The sequence below is a fragment of the Nocardia puris genome (assembly GCF_003315035.1).
In the GTDB taxonomy this organism is placed as follows: Bacteria; Actinomycetota; Actinomycetes; order Mycobacteriales; family Mycobacteriaceae; genus Nocardia; species Nocardia puris.
The window spans coordinates 54,388-71,347 of the sequence record NZ_QNRE01000010.1 but is presented as its reverse complement, the minus strand read 5'-3'; the positions used below and the strand labels follow the sequence as shown (position 1 = coordinate 71,347).

The 16,960-nt window shown below is 69.7% G+C and carries 15 protein-coding genes; 8 read left to right on the top strand and 7 right to left on the bottom strand.

Annotated features, from left to right (window positions below; translation table 11 throughout):
• Position 1 precedes the first annotated feature (1 nt).
• The 5 genes from DFR74_RS22940 to DFR74_RS22920 all read left to right on the top strand — a co-directional run bounded on the left by DFR74_RS22940 (position 2) and on the right by DFR74_RS22920 (position 5,077).
• Positions 2–547, top strand: a complete 546-nt coding sequence (locus tag DFR74_RS22940; protein WP_067511430.1) for a monooxygenase family protein — start codon at positions 2–4, stop codon at positions 545–547.
• On the top strand, positions 544–807 hold the full coding sequence (locus tag DFR74_RS22935; RefSeq protein WP_067511429.1) for a hypothetical protein: 264 nt from the start codon (positions 544–546) through the stop codon (positions 805–807). Before DFR74_RS22940 ends, DFR74_RS22935 begins: the two co-directional genes overlap by 4 nt.
• Positions 808–1,530 (top strand): ABC transporter ATP-binding protein, encoded by a 723-nt coding sequence (locus tag DFR74_RS22930; RefSeq protein ID WP_067511428.1) that lies wholly within the window; start codon positions 808–810, stop codon positions 1,528–1,530.
• Positions 1,527–4,007 (top strand): ABC transporter permease, encoded by a 2,481-nt coding sequence (locus DFR74_RS22925; RefSeq protein ID WP_067511427.1) that lies wholly within the window; start codon positions 1,527–1,529, stop codon positions 4,005–4,007. Before DFR74_RS22930 ends, DFR74_RS22925 begins: the two co-directional genes overlap by 4 nt.
• 197 nt (positions 4,008–4,204) lie before the next feature.
• A complete protein-coding gene (locus tag DFR74_RS22920; RefSeq protein ID WP_067511426.1) occupies positions 4,205–5,077 on the top strand; it encodes a hypothetical protein in 873 nt (290 codons plus the stop codon).
• Between the two features lies 1 nt (position 5,078).
• Here the strand turns inward: DFR74_RS22920 and DFR74_RS22915 are convergent, their stop codons facing one another.
• The 4 genes from DFR74_RS22915 to DFR74_RS22900 all read right to left on the bottom strand — a co-directional run bounded on the left by DFR74_RS22915 (position 5,079) and on the right by DFR74_RS22900 (position 9,709).
• Entirely contained in the window at positions 5,079–5,918 is an 840-nt protein-coding gene (locus DFR74_RS22915) for a WXG100 family type VII secretion target (RefSeq protein ID WP_067511425.1), read from the bottom strand.
• Between the two features lie 61 nt (positions 5,919–5,979).
• Positions 5,980–6,309: a type VII secretion target gene (locus DFR74_RS22910; RefSeq protein WP_170160793.1), complete on the bottom strand. Its 330-nt coding sequence runs from the start codon at positions 6,307–6,309 to the stop codon at positions 5,980–5,982.
• Between the two features lie 163 nt (positions 6,310–6,472).
• Positions 6,473–8,107: a phosphomethylpyrimidine synthase ThiC gene (gene thiC, locus DFR74_RS22905; RefSeq protein WP_067511423.1), complete on the bottom strand. Its 1,635-nt coding sequence runs from the start codon at positions 8,105–8,107 to the stop codon at positions 6,473–6,475.
• Positions 8,108–8,329: 222 nt separating this feature from the next.
• A complete protein-coding gene (locus DFR74_RS22900) occupies positions 8,330–9,709 on the bottom strand; it encodes a lipase family protein (protein WP_067511422.1) in 1,380 nt (459 codons plus the stop codon).
• Positions 9,710–9,804: 95 nt separating this feature from the next.
• Here DFR74_RS22900 and DFR74_RS22895 point away from each other — a divergent pair, with 95 nt between their 5' ends.
• Positions 9,805–10,485 carry a TetR/AcrR family transcriptional regulator gene (locus DFR74_RS22895; protein WP_067511421.1) on the top strand — a complete coding sequence of 227 codons (681 nt, stop codon included), beginning with the start codon at positions 9,805–9,807 and terminating at the stop codon, positions 10,483–10,485.
• A 7-nt stretch (positions 10,486–10,492) separates the two neighbouring features.
• Here DFR74_RS22895 and fahA read toward each other — a convergent pair whose 3' ends face one another.
• The 3 genes from fahA to DFR74_RS22880 all read right to left on the bottom strand — a co-directional run bounded on the left by fahA (position 10,493) and on the right by DFR74_RS22880 (position 13,792).
• Positions 10,493–11,692, bottom strand: coding sequence for a fumarylacetoacetase (gene fahA, locus DFR74_RS22890; RefSeq protein WP_067511443.1), 1,200 nt, complete (start codon positions 11,690–11,692; stop codon positions 10,493–10,495).
• Entirely contained in the window at positions 11,689–12,885 is a 1,197-nt protein-coding gene (locus DFR74_RS22885; RefSeq protein WP_067511420.1) for a homogentisate 1,2-dioxygenase, read from the bottom strand. The genes fahA and DFR74_RS22885 overlap by 4 nt, the downstream gene beginning before the upstream one ends.
• Positions 12,886–13,165: 280 nt before the next feature.
• Positions 13,166–13,792: a TetR/AcrR family transcriptional regulator gene (locus DFR74_RS22880; RefSeq protein ID WP_067511419.1), complete on the bottom strand. Its 627-nt coding sequence runs from the start codon at positions 13,790–13,792 to the stop codon at positions 13,166–13,168.
• A 249-nt stretch (positions 13,793–14,041) separates the two neighbouring features.
• Between DFR74_RS22880 and DFR74_RS22875 the strand changes: the two genes are divergently transcribed.
• Both DFR74_RS22875 and DFR74_RS22870 read left to right on the top strand, forming a co-directional pair.
• Positions 14,042–15,958 carry an acyl-CoA dehydrogenase family protein gene (locus DFR74_RS22875; protein ID WP_067511418.1) on the top strand — a complete coding sequence of 639 codons (1,917 nt, stop codon included), beginning with the start codon at positions 14,042–14,044 and terminating at the stop codon, positions 15,956–15,958.
• A 32-nt stretch (positions 15,959–15,990) separates the two neighbouring features.
• Complete coding sequence (locus DFR74_RS22870) at positions 15,991–16,950, top strand: oxygenase MpaB family protein (protein WP_067511417.1); 960 nt, start codon at positions 15,991–15,993, stop codon at positions 16,948–16,950.
• Positions 16,951–16,960: the final 10 nt, after the last annotated feature.

Sequence of the window (16,960 nt, the reverse complement as noted above, 5' to 3'; positions counted from 1 at the left end):
CATGGCTGACAAGGGTTCTCGAGAACGGTTGACCGTCGATCTGACCGCCACGCCGGACGCCGTCGTGCTGTACCTCGGCATCAAGGCGGTCCGCCCGAGCGGCTACGGACACATCATCAAGATGCGGGCCCAGCTGCGGGAACTGGCCGCGCACCCGCCCGACGGGATGCTCGCCCACGAGGACTTCTACTGGTCGTTCCTGCCGCTGCACGTCGGTTTCCGGCAGTTCTGGCGCGATCCCGACAGCTTGGACCGCTACGCCCACACCGGCGAGCACCGGGATTGGTGGCGGCGGTTCCTGGGCGATCCCAAACGCTCGACCGCGGCCTGGCACGAGGCGTACTTCATCTCCGGCGGGGTGGACCTGCTCTACACCGATATGGACAACACCGTCGGGTGGGCGCGGTTCGCCCCCACCACGGTCGCGCGCGGCCAGTCCTACTCCAGCCGGGGCCGGGCCGGGCTGGCCGCGCCCGGGGTCGCCGAGCCGGAGATCGCCGAGACCTCCTTCTATGACGGCTCCGACCTCGAGGGCGGCCCGGCATGAGCGGGAGCACCGACGCCGAGTTCGCCGCGGGAGTGCTCGCCGGCGCGCCGAAATCCATTGCGGACCTGCCGGAATCGGCCAAGGCCGAGCTCGCGGCCCGGATCGGGCAGGCGCGGGCCCGGCGGGTGGCGCAACTGCGCGCGGCCCGCCTGAGCGCGCTGGAACTGTTGCCGCCGTTCCTGCGCGGACCCGTCCGGCGCCTGTTCGATTCGGCGGGCTCACCGCCGTCCGCCCGCACCGAAACACCCAGGGAGAGTTGAATGCTGGAACTGACCGATGTGGTGAAGGAATACCGGGTCGGCGGCCATGTGGTGCGTGCCCTGGACCGGGTGTCGCTGAGTTTCCCCGTCGGTGAGTTCACCGTGATCGTGGGGCCCTCCGGCTCCGGCAAGAGCACGCTGCTGCATCTGCTCGGCGCGCTGGACGCACCGGATTCCGGATCGATCCGCTTCGGCGCGGAGGAGGTCGGCGACTTCGACGACGAGCGCCGGTCGGAGTTCCGGCGCCACCAGGTCGGTTTCGTCTTCCAGTTCTTCAACCTGCTGCCCACCCTGTCCGCGTGGGAGAACGTCGCGCTGCCGGTGCTGCTCGACGGCGGGCGGCTGCGGCGCGCCCGGCCGCGGGCGCTCGAACTGCTCGACCTGGTCGGCTTGTCCGAGCGGGCCGACCACCGGCCCGCCGAACTGTCCGGCGGGCAGATGCAGCGCGTCGCGGTGGCCAGGGCGCTGATCATGGACCCGCCGCTGATCCTGGCGGACGAACCGACCGGCAATCTGGATTCCGCGTCGGGCACCTCGATCCTGGAGTTGTTGCGCGAGATCACCGGGCGCGGGAACACCGTGGTCATGGTGACCCACGACCCCGCCGCCGAGCGCTACTGCGACCGGGTGGTGCGGGTGCGCGACGGGTCGGTGGAATCGGTGGAATCCCGCACCGCCGGTGCGGACGAGGACGCCGATCGAGTCGAGGCGCAGGCGCGATGATCACGGCGTGGACGCGATTCCGGATCCTGCACATCCGGGAGCTGATCGCCCATCCCGGCCGGACGCTGATGGCCATGGTCGTCATGGGGGTGTCGGCCGGGCTGCTGGTCGCCATGCTCGGCATCTCCGGCTCGGTGACCGGTTCGGTGGACCGCCTGGCCCGTGGCCTGGGTGGCAACGCCGCCCTCGAGATCACCGGCATCACCGGCACCGGTTTCGACGAGGCGGTTCTCGCGCGGGTAGCGCCGGTGCCCGGGGTCGACGCGGCGGTGCCGATGGTGCGGACCAGGATCGGCACCGAGCGCGGGCCGATGCTGCTGGTCGGCGCCGACGCCTCGGTCACCGCGCTGGAGAGCGACCTCGCCGAGCCGTTGCGCGGACTGGCCACCGAACTGCTCAGCGGGGTGGTGGTCGGCGCGGCGACCGGATACCAGGTCGGCGACGAGGTGCGGGTGGACGGACGGGCGGCGCGGGTCACCGGCGTGCTCGCCGAGGACGTATCCGACCGGCTCAACGGCGGCCACCTGGTCGTCGCGATCCTCGACCGCGCCCAGCAGCTGGCCGGACAGACCGATCAGCTGAACTCGATCCAGATCGTCGCCGAACCGGGCGCCGACGTGGAGCGGCTGCGCGCGGACCTGGTCACCGCGGTGGGCGGGCAGGCGGTCGTGGCGGATCCGGGCCTGCGCACGGCGCAGGCGGGCGGGGCGATCGCGCTCGTGCGGTACTCGACGCTGATGGCCGCGGCGGCCGCGCTGGTGGTGTCGGCGTTCCTGATCTACAACGCGATGAGCATGGCTGTCGCCCAACGCCGCCCGATGCTGTCCACGCTGCGGGTGCTCGGTGGACGCAAGCGGCCGATGGTCCGCGACCTGCTGCTCGAAGCGGCGCTGCTGGCCACCTACGGCGCCGTCGGCGGGGCCGTGGTCGGCGTGTTCGCCGGGCAGCTGTCCCTGGCGGCGCTGCCCGCCGCGATCGTGGATTCGGTGGAGGCGCGGACCGAATACGTGGTGCCGTGGACGGCCATCCCGATCGCGATCGTCGCGTGCGTGGCGGCGGGCGTGTGCGCCGCCGCGGTCGCCGCGCGGCAGGTGTACCGGGTCGAACCCATCGAGGCTCTGGCGCCGGTGGGGGTCGGGCGCGCCGACGCCGTGTCGCCGGTGCTGCGGTGGGGCGCGGTGCTGGTCGCGGTGGTCACCGCGGTAGCCGCGGTCGCCGTCGCGTGGATCGACTTCGGCCGCTACTCCCTGGCGGCGATCACGCTCGCCTTCGGCGCCGCGCTGGCGGCCTGTTTCGCCGCGACCGGTCCCATCGTCGCCTGCTGCGCGGCGGTCGCGCGGCGTTTCGGTGCGCCGGGCGCGCTCGCCGCGGTCACGCTCGAGCGCGCGCCCCGGCGGGTCTGGGCGACCACGATGACGGTGATGATCGGCGTCGCCGCCACGGTGGCGCTGGGCAGCGCCTCGGCCAACATGATCGATTCGGCCACCGAGACATTCGACGACCTCGCGCGGATCGACGCGTTCGTCACGCCGTCGGGCATGCGGGGTTTCCCGACCGGTCCCGCCCTGCCCGGCGATCTGGGCGCGCGGATCGAGGCGGTGCCCGGCGTCGACTCCGTCGGTCCCGGGCAGATGGCCTACGCCACGCTCGGGCGCGATCGCGTGGTGCTGCAAGGTTTCCAGCCGGGGACGCCCAACGACGTCCTGCACGCGCTGGAGCCGGGGGTGGCTGAACGGATGATCGCGGGGGAGGGCGTGGTGCTCTCCCGGGACGTGGCCGCCTCGCTGGACGCCGGTTCCGGCGCGCGGCTGGTGCTGCCGACGCCCACCGGGCCACGCGATGTCGAAGTGCTCCAAGTGGTTCCGTACTTCTCCGCGCTGGGCGGCATCGTCGTCATGGACCTGGACGTGATGAGGCAGTGGTACCGCAGCGACGGCGCGACCGTCCTCAACGTGTTCTTCGAACCGGACGCCGACGCGGCGGCGGTGCTCGAGCGGGTGCGCGCGGTGGTGCCACCGCAGTACGCGGTGGAGTCGGGTGCGCAGGCACTGGACGCGATCGCGGCCTCGGTCGGCCAGGGCGCGGCGATGAGCAACGCCATCCTGTGGATCGTGGTGCTGGTCGCGGCGGTCGCGCTGCTGAACACGCTGATGCTCTCGGTGCTGGAACGCCGCCGCGAACTGGGTGTCCTGCGCGCCATGGGCGCCGGGCGGCGCTTCGTGCTGCGTTCCGTGCTGGCCGAGGCCGCGGGGATCGGGGTGGCCGGTGCGGGCCTGGGGCTGGCGGTCGGCGCCCTCACCCAGTACATCGCGACCTCGGCGATGTCGCACGCGGTGACGGTGGACGTGCGCTACGAACCCAGCCCCCTGCTGGTCGTCTACGCCGTCGCGGCGCTGGCCCTGGCGCTGATCGGCGCGGTACCGCCCGCACTGCGCGCGGTGCGCCTCCCGATTGTGGCGGCCATCGCCGTCGACTGACCGGGGCCCGCGGGCATCTCCGCGCGCGGTCGAAGCCGCGTCGACTCGACAGTTCTCAGCACGGCGACCGGCTTCCCTGACGTAGGCGGCCTCGTTGGGGCAACCCACATCCCGTCCCGGTCGACCCGGTGATCGAACTTCACGCGCGACGGCTGCCGCGCCCCGGTGCGTTCGGCCGGTCGATACGATCGGCGTCGATGAGCCTCTTCCCGGCGGTCGTGCCGAACTTCACCGACCCGGCTGCCGCGCCGGAATTGCAGCGACGCTGGCGGCGGGCTCGTCGGCTCCTCTACCTCAGCTATATCGGGATTCCGGCGCTGCTGGTGGTGTGGGCCGGTGTGGCGGGGGTGCCGGAGGGCAGGCCGGTGGACGCGGCCGGGCTCGCGGCGGGGGTGGTATGCGCGGTGTGCGTGGCTGTGCCGGCGGTATGGGCACTGCTCTGGTTGTACCGCAAAGGTATTCGGGACTGGTTGCAATGGACCAGGGTGATGCTCAGCGGCTACGGGCAGGTCGCCGTGGCGGCGGTGCTGTTCTTGGCGCTGCCGGGGACGAACCTGTCGGCGTTCGAGGTGCGGACCGCGATTCCCGGCGGGCTGGTGGTGCCGATGGTCGGCTACATCTGCGCGGGGCTGGCGCGCAAACGCATGACGGTGCCGCTGTGCGCCGAACTCGGTGATCTCGACATCGATCTCGTGCTCACCCGTCAGCTCGAGCACCGCATCGACCCGATGAAGCACGGGGTCCGGGCGATCATCGTCTACGCGTACCGCGACCGGATCCACTGGCTGGACGCGCGCGGCAACCTACCGCTGTTCCCCGCCGAGCGCATCGAAGTGCCGTACGCGGACATCGCCGCGGTATGGCCGGTCCACGCCCCACGGGACGGCACCCATCGCTGGTACGTATCCCCGGACGGCTACGCCTGGCCACCCCACCACGATCAAGCCGTCGTCCTGCGCACCCACCGTTCCCCGCACCCCATCGCGATCCCCGTCGACGACGCCCACGCCGCCACCGAGATCCTCACCCGCCGCATCCACCGCCTCCGCACCCGTGCGGAGGCGCCGTAACTCAGCGCACCATCGCACCGATCCCCGGCGGCAGCAGAACATCCTTTCCGATGTCGGCGGCGACGCCGGCAAGTGCCGGGTTTGAGTTCACGAAGACCGCCAGCGACTTGAACGTGCCATCGATCAGGTCACGAACTGAGGACGCGGCGGGGCCGAGCGCTTTGATCGCCTGGATCAGCGTGTTCAAGATCTGCACCACCTTCGACGTCGAGGAGGCGATCCGCGCGAGGGCACGCGAGACGACCGCGGGCGTCCCGGTCGTCAGCGTGCCCATGATGATGAGCGCGTCGGTGACCAGTCCGCCGGCCAGCGCCGCCAGGACGTCGCGGATCGCGGTGCGTATACCCGCGACGAATTCCCCTGCGCTCATAGTGAGCTGCGCCGTGATGTCGGCGGTCTGCGCGGCGGCCGTGAGGTGCTGCACCAGGTCCGTCGAGCGAGTGCCGTAGGCGGTGGCCGTGGCGCCCGTCCAGTTGGTGGTACCGGCTTCGACCGTCGTGGACAAGTCGGCGACGAGCTGGGTGAGCTCCTGCTGGATGGCGGACCACGCGGCCGCGGATTCCTTGATTACACCGGGATCGCCCGCTACCGAGTTGAACGCCTCGCGTATCGGCTCACAGTGCTCGATCATCCAGGAGATCAACTGCCCCGAGACGTAGCCGATGGGGTCGGTGGCGGCGCTGAGCATGTCGATGCTCAGCGCCGCCGCACCGGAGAACGCATTGAAGATGCTGCCGCTGCTTGCGCCGTGGCCGATCTGGACCAGCGCCTCGACCGCCGTGACGCCGATGTAGTCGCCTGCGTCGTTGCCCTGTACGTCGATCGTGCTCGGATTCAGCACCGGTGGCCACCTTCCCGAGGGAGCTGATGCGCAGTGTTGTGGTGCGGTCGGTCGGATCGGCTCATGTCAGACCGTCCTTCTGGTTGCCTATCCGGTACGCGGCAGTTTCGTCGACCGCCGAGAACTGGTCCGCGCAGGTCGCGAGCCGGTCGGCAGCGGTCTGCAACGCCGCGCTGATCTGGCCGATCTGCTCGGCGGCGGGTTCCTGGATCAAGGTCCGCAACATGATGCCGATCGGCTGTGCCTGGATGCCGAATGCCATGGCCAGATCCGCCGACTGCGTCGCGCTCCTGGCGGCCTCGGCGACCGCGTGGATGCGGTCGGAGATGCCCGCCACTTGCTTCGAGTGCCCGGACAACTGCCGGGGGCTGACTTGGACTTGATCGCTCACGGTCCGCTCCTTCACCCGTACGGCGTGGGGGCGGCGACCGACCGCCCGGTACATCTGTTCATAGTTCTTCGACGCACGATCGGTCGGATCGGTTCCATGAATCCGTGAGGTTTGCGCCGGATGGGCGCCGCGCCGCCGTTCGGGCGACGGCGCGGCGGTCCGGTTACGACACCACCGGCAGGTACACCTTTCCTCCGGTTTCGGCGAACTCGGCGGACTTCTCGGCCATGCCCGCTTCGAGGGCTTCCACGTCGGTGAGGTTGTGTTTCTCGGCGTAGTCGCGGACGTCGGCGGAGATGCGCATGGAGCAGAACTTGGGGCCGCACATGGAGCAGAAGTGGGCGGTCTTGGCGGGTTCGGCAGGCAGGGTTTCGTCGTGGTACTCCCGCGCGGTGTCGGGGTCCAGGGACAGGGCGAACTGGTCGCGCCAGCGGAATTCGAAACGGGCCTTGGACAATTCGTCGTCGCGGCGTTGCGCGAGGGGGTGGCCCTTGGCGAGATCGGCGGCATGGGCGGCGATCTTGTAGGTGATCACGCCGACCTTCACATCGTCCCGGTTGGGCAGGCCCAGATGCTCTTTCGGCGTCACGTAGCAGAGCATGGCGGTGCCCGCCTGCGCGATGATCGCCGCGCCGATGGCGGAGGTGATGTGGTCGTAGGCGGGCGCGATATCGGTGGCCAGCGGGCCCAGCGTGTAGAAGGGCGCCTCCTCGCAGAGCTCTTCCTCGAGCTTCACGTTCTCCACGATCTTGTGCATCGGCACGTGCCCGGGGCCCTCGATCATCACTTGCACGCCATGGGATTTCGCGATCTTGGTGAGCTCACCCAGGGTGCGCAGCTCCGCGAACTGGGCGGCGTCGTTGGCGTCGGCGATGGAGCCGGGGCGCAGTCCGTCGCCGAGGGAGAACGTCACGTCGTAGCGGGCCAGGATCTCGCACAGTTCCTCGAAGTGCGTGTACAGGAACGACTCCCGGTGATGCGCGAGGCACCACGCCGCCATGATCGACCCGCCGCGCGACACGATGCCCGTGACGCGTTTGGCGGTGAGCGGGATGTAGCGCAGCAGCACGCCAGCGTGCACGGTCATGTAGTCCACGCCCTGCTCGCACTGCTCGATCACGGTGTCGCGGTAGATCTCCCAGGTGAGCTTCACCGGGTCGCCGTTCACCTTCTCCAGCGCCTGGTAGATCGGCACGGTGCCGACCGGTACCGGGGAGTTGCGCAGGATCCACTCGCGCGTCTCGTGAATGTTCTTGCCGGTGGACAGATCCATGATGGTGTCGGCGCCCCACCGGGTGGCCCACACCATCTTCTCCACCTCCTCGGCGATGGACGACGACACCGCCGAGTTGCCGATATTGGCGTTGATCTTGACCAGGAACTTCTTGCCGATGATGGTCGGCTCCAGCTCCGGATGCCGGTGGTTGGCGGGGATCACCGCCCGGCCGGCGGCGACCTCCTCGCGCACCAGTTCGGGGGCGACCTCCTCGCGGGCGGCGATGAACCGCATCTCCGGGGTGATGACGCCCTGGCGGGCCCAGTTGAGCTGGGTGCGGGGGCCGGGCACGTCGGGCGTCACCCAGCTCGCGCGCAGCTTCGGCAGCCCGGCTTCCAGGTCGATGGTCGCGTTGTCGTCGGTGTACGGCCCGGAGGTGTCGTACACGTCGAAGGTGTCGCCGTTGGTGAGATTGATGCGGCGCACTGGAATCCGCAGGTCGTCGACCTCGCGGTAGTGCTTCACGCTGCCCTCGATGGGGCCGGTGGTGACGGTGTCCACGGACGCGCGGATGTCAGCCATACTTTCCTCCCTACGCCGGCATTACCCGGTCAGGTTCATACGGTCGACGGCCCTGACCGCCCTCGCGGGCTAGCCGTCCTCTCAGCCCGCTGGTGCGAGCCCCCGTTGGCGATGAAATTGTCCCGACCGACCATACCGCGCCCCGCAACCCCCGATCCGCGCACGTCCGGGGCTCACAGGCCGGGGTGATTCACCGTGAATCACCCCGACCGGTGCGGCGGGTCAGCGTTCGTGGGGGCCGATGGGGTAGCCGAAGGCGCCGAAGGTGGCGTTGAGGTTGATCTCCAGTTGGGTGAGCAGGGCGGTGGGGTCGGCGAGCATGGAGACGACGTTGTCGGTGCGGCAGCCGGACTGGGTGGTGGCGGTCGGGTCGAGGCGTTGTTTCAGCCAGTTGAAGGTGGCGGGCATGCCGAGGGTGGGGAGGGTGAGGTGTTCGCTGAGGTGGTCACGGGTGTAGACGACCGAGGCGCCGCCCTCGCAATACTGTTGGGCCAGGCGATCATTCGTCCACACGGGCACGCCTTCGTCGAATACGCCCTGGTACAGGAAGATCGGCGCGGTCGGTGTGTTCTTGCCGAGCACGGTGGCGTCGAAGACCTCTCGGATCTCGGGTAGCGCCAGGAACTCGGCGATCGGAATCGTCAGCAGCCGTTGGTAATCCACGAACATCTGGGTGAGCGCGTTGCGCGGCAGGCACTGCGCGTTCGTGCGGTCCATGAGGGCTCGGCCCTCCGGTGTGAGGTGGCGGTAGGTGACCTCCTTGAACGCGGGGTAGGCGTTCGACAGCGAGGCGATGCCGATGCCGATCAGGCTGGAGAACATCGAACCGTTCACGTGCAGCAGCGATTCCACGTCGGAGACGGGCGCGCCCATCGCGATGCCCCGAATGTTCAGCTCGGGCGCGTAGGCCGGGTGCATCTCAGCGGCCCAGCCCGACGCCATACCGCCACCGGAGAAACCCCACAGGGCCACCGGGGTATTCGCGCCGTCGAGCCCCAGGGGTTCGAAACGCTGCGCGGCCCGGACGCCGTCCAAGGTCATGTAGCCGGGTTCCTTCGCGACGGCGAGATGCCCGTTCAACCCCTCGTAGTCGGGGATGGACACCGCCCACCCTTTGCTGATCAGCGCCGCGAGCGCGATGAGCTCGCTGTTGGAGTGGATGCCTTCGAGTCCGGGCAGTCCGGCGCCCTGCCGCAACACGAACGACGGCGCGCACGCGGGACTCGCACTGTCGTAATAGAACTGGAGCGAGACCAGCGGCCGCGACCGGTTCGGGTCCGCCCCGGCGGGCAGGACGACGGTGGACACCGCGACGGTCGGCCGGTCGAACAGGTCGGTCGTGCGATACATCAACTGCCAGGACCGCACGTTCAGCGGCAACGCGGTCAGCACCGCGAGCTGGACTTCACGCGACCGCAGCACGGTCCCGGGTTCGGCCGACTCGAAACCCTCGGGTGGCGCGTAGAACGAATCATGCTGCGGCAGTGGCACGGCCGCCGCTCGCGGGGCGGCGACCGCGCCCATGAGCACCAGCGTCATCGCCGCCAGCAGTGCTGTGAACGCGCGCCGGAGCCCGGCCGGATCGCCTTTGATCGCTGACACGTGCGGTCCCTTCCTCGACTGTGACAGCGATTACAGCACGATGCCGTGTTATCAACAAGACTTCTTTCTGAAACTGCGCCGACTATCGTCGTGGCATGACCCGCAGCAACTCTGCCGCGCGGCCCGCTCCGGCACCGGCGCGCCGCCGGATCCGCGGCCTCGACGCCGAGCAGCGCAGCGCCCAGCGGCGCAGCCAGCTCCTTGCCGCGGCCACCGAACTGTTTGCCGAGCAAAGCTATTCGGGCACCTCGATCGAGCAGATCTGCCAGCGCGCCTACGTCGGCACGAAGGGGTTCTACGACCACTTCGACAGCAAGGAGGCGTGCTACGTCGCCCTGCTGGGGCAGATCACCGCGCAGATCCAGCAACGGGTCGCCGAAGTGGCGGCCGAGAGCGCGGGCAAGGAGTGGCCCGAGCTCGCGGCGACCGTGGTCGAGGCGTTCGTGCACGCCATCGCGGACGATCCGCGCCTGGCCAAGGTGACCTTCGGCGAGGCGGGCGGCATCTCTCCCGCGGTGGAGCGGCAGCGCCGCGAGAACCGGCGCTGGGCCGCGGCGTTCCTGGACGCGCAGTGGTCACCGGGCCCCGCCCCCGACGAGCGCGCCGCGCGCCGGCGCCTCGCCCTCGCGCTGGCCACCATCGGCGGCATGTTCGAACTCGTCGCGGACTGGTTGCACCACCACGACGACGGTGGCGACCGCGACAGCGTGGAGACGCTCATCGCGGACCTGACGGAATTCGTGCAGGTGGTGCAGGCGGGCCGCGAGTCGCGCTGAGCGGAGTTCAGGTTTCCGATTGCGGCTGCGGCGGGATCCAGCCCGCCGGAAGGATGCGCCCGCGCACTTCGCCGAGACCGATGCGGGTGCCGCCTGTTCCCGGGGCGGTGGCGGTGATGACCACCTCGTCGCCGTCCTCGAGGAATGTCCGCGGCGCACCGTTCAGATCGACGGGTTCCGTTCCGCCCCTGGTCAATTCGATGAACGAGCCGAGTTGGTCGCGGCCGGGGCCGGAGATGGTGCCCGAGGCGAACAGGTCGCCGGTGCGGGTGGCCGCGCCGTTGACGGTGAGGTGGGCCAGCATCTGCGCCGGTGACCAGTACATCCGGCGGTAGGGCGGGTGGGCGACGGTGACGCCGTCCCAGTCGACGCGCAGGTCGATGTCGAGACCCCACGGCTCGGCGGCCGTGAGGTAGGGCAGTGGCGGCGGGGACTGCTCCGGCAGCGGGACGCGCGCGGCGTCCAGCGCGTCCAGCGGCGTGATCCAGGCCGACATCGAGGTGGCGAAGGATTTGCCCAGGAAGGGGCCGAGCGGCTGGTACTCCCAGGCTTGGATATCGCGCGCCGACCAGTCGTTGACCAGGGCGACGCCGAACACGTGCTCCGCGAAGTCGTCCACCCCGATCGGGACGCCGAGCGTGGAACCGGCGCCCACCACGAAACCGAGCTCGGCTTCGATGTCCAGGCGCCGCGACGGACCGAATTCCGGTGTCCCGGAAGGTGTTGCGCGCTGCCCCTGCGGCCGGATGATCTCGGTGCCCGACACCACGACGGTGCCCGAGCGCCCGTGGTAGCCGACGGGCAGGTGCCGCCAATTCGGCAGCAGCGGTTCGGCGTCCGGGCGGAACAGACGGCCGAGATTGGTGGCGTGATCGATGCTGGCGTAGAAGTCGACATAGTCGCCGATCCGGATCGGGAGCCCGAGCAGCACATCGCTCAGCGCATGCACCGCGGCTGCCGGGATTTCGCCGTCGACCAGAGCGCGCAGCCGCTCGCGTACTTCGCGCCAGCGCGTAGGGCCTTGCGCGAGAAAGGGATTCAGTGTGGGCGCGGCGAACATCGGATCGTCCAGCGCCACCGCGAGATCGAGGACGTAATCCCCGTAACGCGCACCGCAGCGGGCTGTTCCGCCGCGCGGCGCGAACACCCCGTACGGCAGGTTGTCCGCCCCGAAGGGCGAGTCCGGCGCCACCTCCGGGCGCGTCACCGCGGCCCCCGGCCCGACCACGTCCACGCGTACTCGGGATCCTCGCAGGCCAGCGCGCCCTCGCCGAGTTCCAGCGGGCGGAAGGTGTCCACCATGACCGCGAGCTCGTCGAAGAACTCCGCGCCGATGCTGCGCTCGTAGGCGCCGGGCTGCGGGCCGTGCGCGTAGCCGCCCGGATGCACCGACACCGAACCCTGCCCGATCCCGGAACCCTTGCGCGCCTCGTAGTTTCCGCCGCAGTAGAACATGATCTCGTCGGAATCGACGTTCGAGTGGTAGTACGGCACCGGGATGGACAGCGGGTGGTAGTCCACCTTGCGTGGCACGAAATCGCACACCACGAAGTTGCCGCCCTCGAACACCTGGTGCACGGGCGGCGGCTGGTGCACGCGGCCCGTGATCGGCTCGAAGTCGGCGATATTGAAAGTGAACGGGTACAGGCAGCCGTCCCAGCCCACCACGTCGAAGGGATGGGTGGCGTAGATCAACTCGGTGCCCACGACCTGTCCGCCCGGCCGGTGCTTCACCAGCACCGGCACGTCGGTGCCGCTGTCGAGCAAGGGCTCGTCCGGTCCGTGCAGGTCGCGCTCGCAGTAGGGCGAATTCTCCAGCAGCTGCCCGAATCTCGACAGGTAGCGTTTGGGCGGCGTGATGTGGCTGGCGGCCTCGATCGCATACGCGCGCAACGGATCCGGGCCCTCGGGGAGCCAGCGATGGGTGGTGGCACGCGGAATCAGCACGTGATCGCCCTGGCGGGCGGGGATCGCACCGAACACGGTCTCCACCGTCGCGGCGCCGGATTCGACATACACCAGCTCGTCGCCGATCGCGTTGCGGTACAACGGGGAAACGCCGCTCGCCGCCACGTAGGAGATGCGCACGTCTGCGTTGCCGAGCAGCAGACGGCGGCCGGTCACCAGGTCCGAGCGCGCGGCGACCTCGGGCGGGAACAGGTCGTGCAGGCGCAGATGGCGATGTCGCAGTGGATGATTCGGCGTCGTGGACTGGTCGGGCGGCTCCCAGACCCGGGAGTCCACGATGGCGGGCGGCAGTCCGCGGTGGTACAGCAGCGAGGAGTCGCCGGAGAAGCCCTCCTCGCCCATCAGCTCCTCGTAGCAGAGCGCGCCGTCCGGATCGCGATGCTGGGTGTGCCGTTTCGGCGGCACGGCACCCACGCGCCGGTAGAACGTCATCGTCGCACCTCCCGCCAGGACACCGGTCGGATCTCGCCACCCATGGTAGTGAGCGGGGTGGATCGATGATCGGAAATCGCTGCGGCGACGGGAGAAAGATTGACGCTGAGATGCGCACTGGGGAGTCGAATCAGCGGCTGCGAGTCCCGAGGGCCGAATAATTGCCGGATCGCTCAGGTTTCCGCGCGGGCGGGAAGGCCGGCGGCTCTGCCCGTCCACGGTCGCCGCCATCGGCGGCGCACGCCGGCGTTGGGTTCGGCGGTGTCCGGGCTGCCGCGCCTCAGGCGTTGCGCAGCGCCCGGTACACCGCCGCGCCCACGAACGCGCCCAGCGTCTGCGGCGTCCAGTCGCCCTCGTCGGCCAGCAGGGAGCGCACCGCGCCCTCGCCCGCCGACACCCACTGCTCCACCAGCACCGGCAGCTTGCGTTCGGCGTCCTCGGTGCCCCAGGCGCGCAAGGTGGGCCGCAGCAATTCGGTGCAGCGCCGCACCGCCAGCGCGCGCCCGCGCCCGAACGAACCGGCGACGGCCGGATCGGGGTTGCCGTAGAGCAGCCGCCACGAATCCGGCCGCTTGGCCGCGATCTGGAGCAGCGCCTGGAAGCCCTCCACGAACACCGACTCGCCCGCGTCCACCGCGCGCTTCGGCGTGGCCTCGAACAGGCCGCGCACCAGGTAGTCCTCTTCGCGGGCGAGCAGCGCCTGGATGAGTTCGACGCGGTCGGCGAAGCACGCGTACACCACGGGGCGGGTGACGTTCATGCGCTCGGCCACCGCGGCGATGGTGACCGCCGCGACGCCGTGCTCCACGGCGATGGCCAGCGCGGTGTCGAGCACCTGCGGGCGGCGGCGCTCCGGACCTAGATGGGCCGCGCGCCGACGCGAACGGACGGCGTGCTCGGAACCCATAACCACCAACATAGCTGGCTGGTCCGCCTCTCCGCGTATAAGGCGGCTGCGTCAGGAGTTGGGGTGACTCGAGCTGCCGTCTCTCGGTGGAGCGGGTTGGGTCAGCCCGTACCCGACGAGTTACCCATGTTCTCGCTGGATCCGTTGTCGCGTTCAGGTTCCTACATTGATGAATAATAATGCTACATTTGTGAAGGAAAATGCCCCGAACGGACGCCGTGGCCGAGCGTCACGGCCGAGGAGTCACCGATGACCGCGACCCTGTTCAACCCGAAGACCTGCGATTTCGCCGAGTTCGACGAGTCGACCCGGCGCATTCTGCGCGCCACCGTCGACTGGTTCGAGACGCGCGGCAAAGCGGCGCTCAAGCGGGATGACCGGGATCGCGTCTGGTACGCCGAGTTCCTCGACTTCGTCAAGCGTGAGCGGGTCTTCGCGACCTTCCTGACCCCGGCCGCGCTGGCCGACGGCGACCCGGACAAGCGCTGGGACACCGCGCGCATCGCGAAGATGAGCGAGGTGCTCGGCTTCTACGGGATGTCGTATTGGTACGTCTGGCAGGTCACCATCCTCGGGCTCGGCCCGATCTGGCAGAGCGAGAACGAGGCCGCCAAACGCAAGGCCGCGGCGCTGCTCGACTCCGGGGAGATCTTCGCGTTCGGTCTGTCCGAGCGCGAGCACGGCGCCGACGTGTACTCCACCGATATGGTCCTCACACCGCGCCGGGGCGGCGGCTTCACCGCCGACGGCGGCAAGTACTACATCGGCAACGGCAACCTGGCCGCGATGGTCTCGGTGTTCGGCCGCCGCGCCGACAAGCCGATCATCGACAGCGCCAAAGCGCTGGAAAGCAAACCGACGCAGGAGGATTACGAGGGGTATCTGTTCTTCGTCGCGGACAGCTCGCACAAGAACTACAAGCTCCGCAAGAACGTGGTCGACAGCCAGATGTACGTGGCCGCTTTCGATCTGGAGAAGTACCCGGTGGCCGAGGAGGACGTGCTGCACCGGGGCGAGGCCGCCTTCCACGCCGCGATGAACACGGTGAACGTCGGCAAGTTCAACCTCGGCTTCGGCGCCATCGGCGCCTGCGAGCACGCCTTCTACGAGGCGATCAATCACGCCGACAATCGAATCCTGTTCGGGCACAAGGTGACCGAGTTCCCGCAGGTGCGCTCGCTGCTCACCGACTCCTACGCGCGGCTGATCGGGATGAAGCTCTACAGCGAGCGGGCCGTCGACTACATGCGGTCGGCCTCGCCGCGGGACCGGCGCTACCTGTTGTTCAACGCCATCGAGAAGATGACGGTGACGCGGCAGGGGCAGCGCATCGTCGAGGACCTGGCCGACGTGATCGCCGCGCGCGGGTTCGAGAACGACATGTACTTCCCCATGGCGATTCTCGGGCTGTTCGGGCTCCCGCGCTTGGAGGGCACGGTGCACGTGAACATGGCGCTGTCGCTGAAGTTCATGGCCAACTACATGTTCCACCCCGCCGACGCCGGACTGGTCGCGCTGCGCGCGCTGCCGACGGCCACACCCAAGGGCGCGGTGCGCGCGGCCGCGACGGCGCTGAGCTGGGCCAGCCGCAAGGCGGTGCCGCGCGCGGGCGGCGCGGTGCCCAAGCTGCACTCGGAACTCGCTGCGGCGCGGTATGTTCCGGTGCCCACGCGCCGGGACGCGGCCGACGACGAGTTCCTGTTCCGGCAGGGACCCAGCGCCGGGCTCGGGCGCATCCGGTTCGCCGACTGGCGGCCGGTGTTCGAGAAGTTCGCGCATGTGCCGAACGTGGCGATCTTCCTGGAGCAGGCGCTCGCCTTCCAGTCGCTGCTGGTGGCGGCGGAGCCGACCGCGACCCAGCAGCGTGACGTGGACTTCCTGTTCGTGCTCGGCGAGTTGTTCACCGCGATCCCGTACGCGCAGCTCATCCTGGAGCAGGCCGCGCTCGATGGCACCGATCCGGCCGTGCTGGACCAGCTCTTCGACAACTTCGTGCGGGACTTCTCCCGGCACGCGCTCACCCTGCACGGCAAGCCCGCCGCGACGAAGGCGCAGCAGGTCAGGGCGCTGGACCTGGTGCGCAGGCCCGCCGCCGACGCCGAACGGTTCGCCCTGGTGTTCGGCGCGGCGCGCGCCAACGCCGGCGCCTACGAGATGAACCCCTGAGACGGACCGACGGTCGAGCAAAGGAGCAGACCATGACGGACACCGCGCGCCCCCAGTTCGCCGCGCCCGCGCGCACCATCCGGGAAGTCGACTACGGCTTCTTCGGGCCGGACTCTCCGACATGGAAGGTGTGGACCGCGCCGACCGCCGTGATCGGGTTCCAGCGGTCGGTCGTGCTCGAGCACTTCGATCCGGATCTCACCGCCGCGGTGGCCGATGTCCACGGCATCTACCGCGATCCGCGAGGACGTCTCGACCACACCTTCGCCTACTTCCTCATCGCCGCCGTCGCCGACAGCCGCATGGCGATCGAGGCGTCGGAGCACCTGATGACGGTGCACGCGAAGGCCACGGGGATCGAGCCGATCACCGGAAAGCGCTACAGCGCCAACAATCCCGCTTCGCAGCTGTGGATCCACGTCACCGGGTGGCACTCGGTGCTCAAGTGCTACGAGATGTACGGGCCGGGGCCGCTGACGCCCGAGGAGGAGGACCGGTACTGGGCCGAATGCGTGATCGCGGCCGAGTTGCAGACCTGCAAAGCCGCCGACGTGCCGCGCTCGCGCGCCGAGGTGCGCGAGTACTTCGCCGAGGCGCGTCCCCGCCTGTGCACCTCCGAACGCGCCCACCAGGGCATGCACTACCTGCTGCACACCCCGCGCGACCGCGGTGTGAAGCTGTGGGCGGGAAGCCGATTGGTCGCCCCCGCCGCCATCGCCACCCTCCCGAAGTGGATGCGCGTCACCGGCGGATTCGACCACCCGGCCTTCGTCGACAAGGGCTACCGCCCGCTGGTCCGCACGGCGGTCAAGGCCCTGCACAACGAGTCGGCCAAACTCGCCGTCCTCGGAAACTTCCTGGGCCCCATGACCGCCCGCCTCTACCGCGAACACCTCGCGGCGGACGTCCCGCGCAACCCTGTGACCGTCACCCCCGCCGAAGCCCGCACCCGCTACGGCCGCGCCGCCCGCGGCACCGCCTCGACGGGCTGATCCGGTCGCC

Excerpts from the sequence above, each read along its gene's own strand:
- DFR74_RS22920 (WP_067511426.1), top strand. The coding sequence starts at position 4,205 with ATGAGCCTCTTCCCGGCGGTCGTGCCGAACTTCACCGACCCGGCTGCC.
- DFR74_RS22885 (WP_067511420.1), bottom strand. The coding sequence starts at position 12,885 with ATGACGTTCTACCGGCGCGTGGGTGCCGTGCCGCCGAAACGGCACACC.
- DFR74_RS22875 (WP_067511418.1), top strand. The coding sequence starts at position 14,042 with ATGACCGCGACCCTGTTCAACCCGAAGACCTGCGATTTCGCCGAGTTC.
- DFR74_RS22880 (WP_067511419.1), bottom strand. The coding sequence starts at position 13,792 with ATGGGTTCCGAGCACGCCGTCCGTTCGCGTCGGCGCGCGGCCCATCTA.
- thiC (WP_067511423.1), bottom strand. The coding sequence starts at position 8,107 with ATGGCTGACATCCGCGCGTCCGTGGACACCGTCACCACCGGCCCCATC.
- DFR74_RS22935 (WP_067511429.1), top strand. The coding sequence starts at position 544 with ATGAGCGGGAGCACCGACGCCGAGTTCGCCGCGGGAGTGCTCGCCGGC.
- DFR74_RS22870 (WP_067511417.1), top strand. The coding sequence starts at position 15,991 with ATGACGGACACCGCGCGCCCCCAGTTCGCCGCGCCCGCGCGCACCATC.
- DFR74_RS22940 (WP_067511430.1), top strand. The coding sequence starts at position 2 with ATGGCTGACAAGGGTTCTCGAGAACGGTTGACCGTCGATCTGACCGCC.
- DFR74_RS22930 (WP_067511428.1), top strand. The coding sequence starts at position 808 with ATGCTGGAACTGACCGATGTGGTGAAGGAATACCGGGTCGGCGGCCAT.
- DFR74_RS22895 (WP_067511421.1), top strand. The coding sequence starts at position 9,805 with ATGACCCGCAGCAACTCTGCCGCGCGGCCCGCTCCGGCACCGGCGCGC.
- DFR74_RS22925 (WP_067511427.1), top strand. The coding sequence starts at position 1,527 with ATGATCACGGCGTGGACGCGATTCCGGATCCTGCACATCCGGGAGCTG.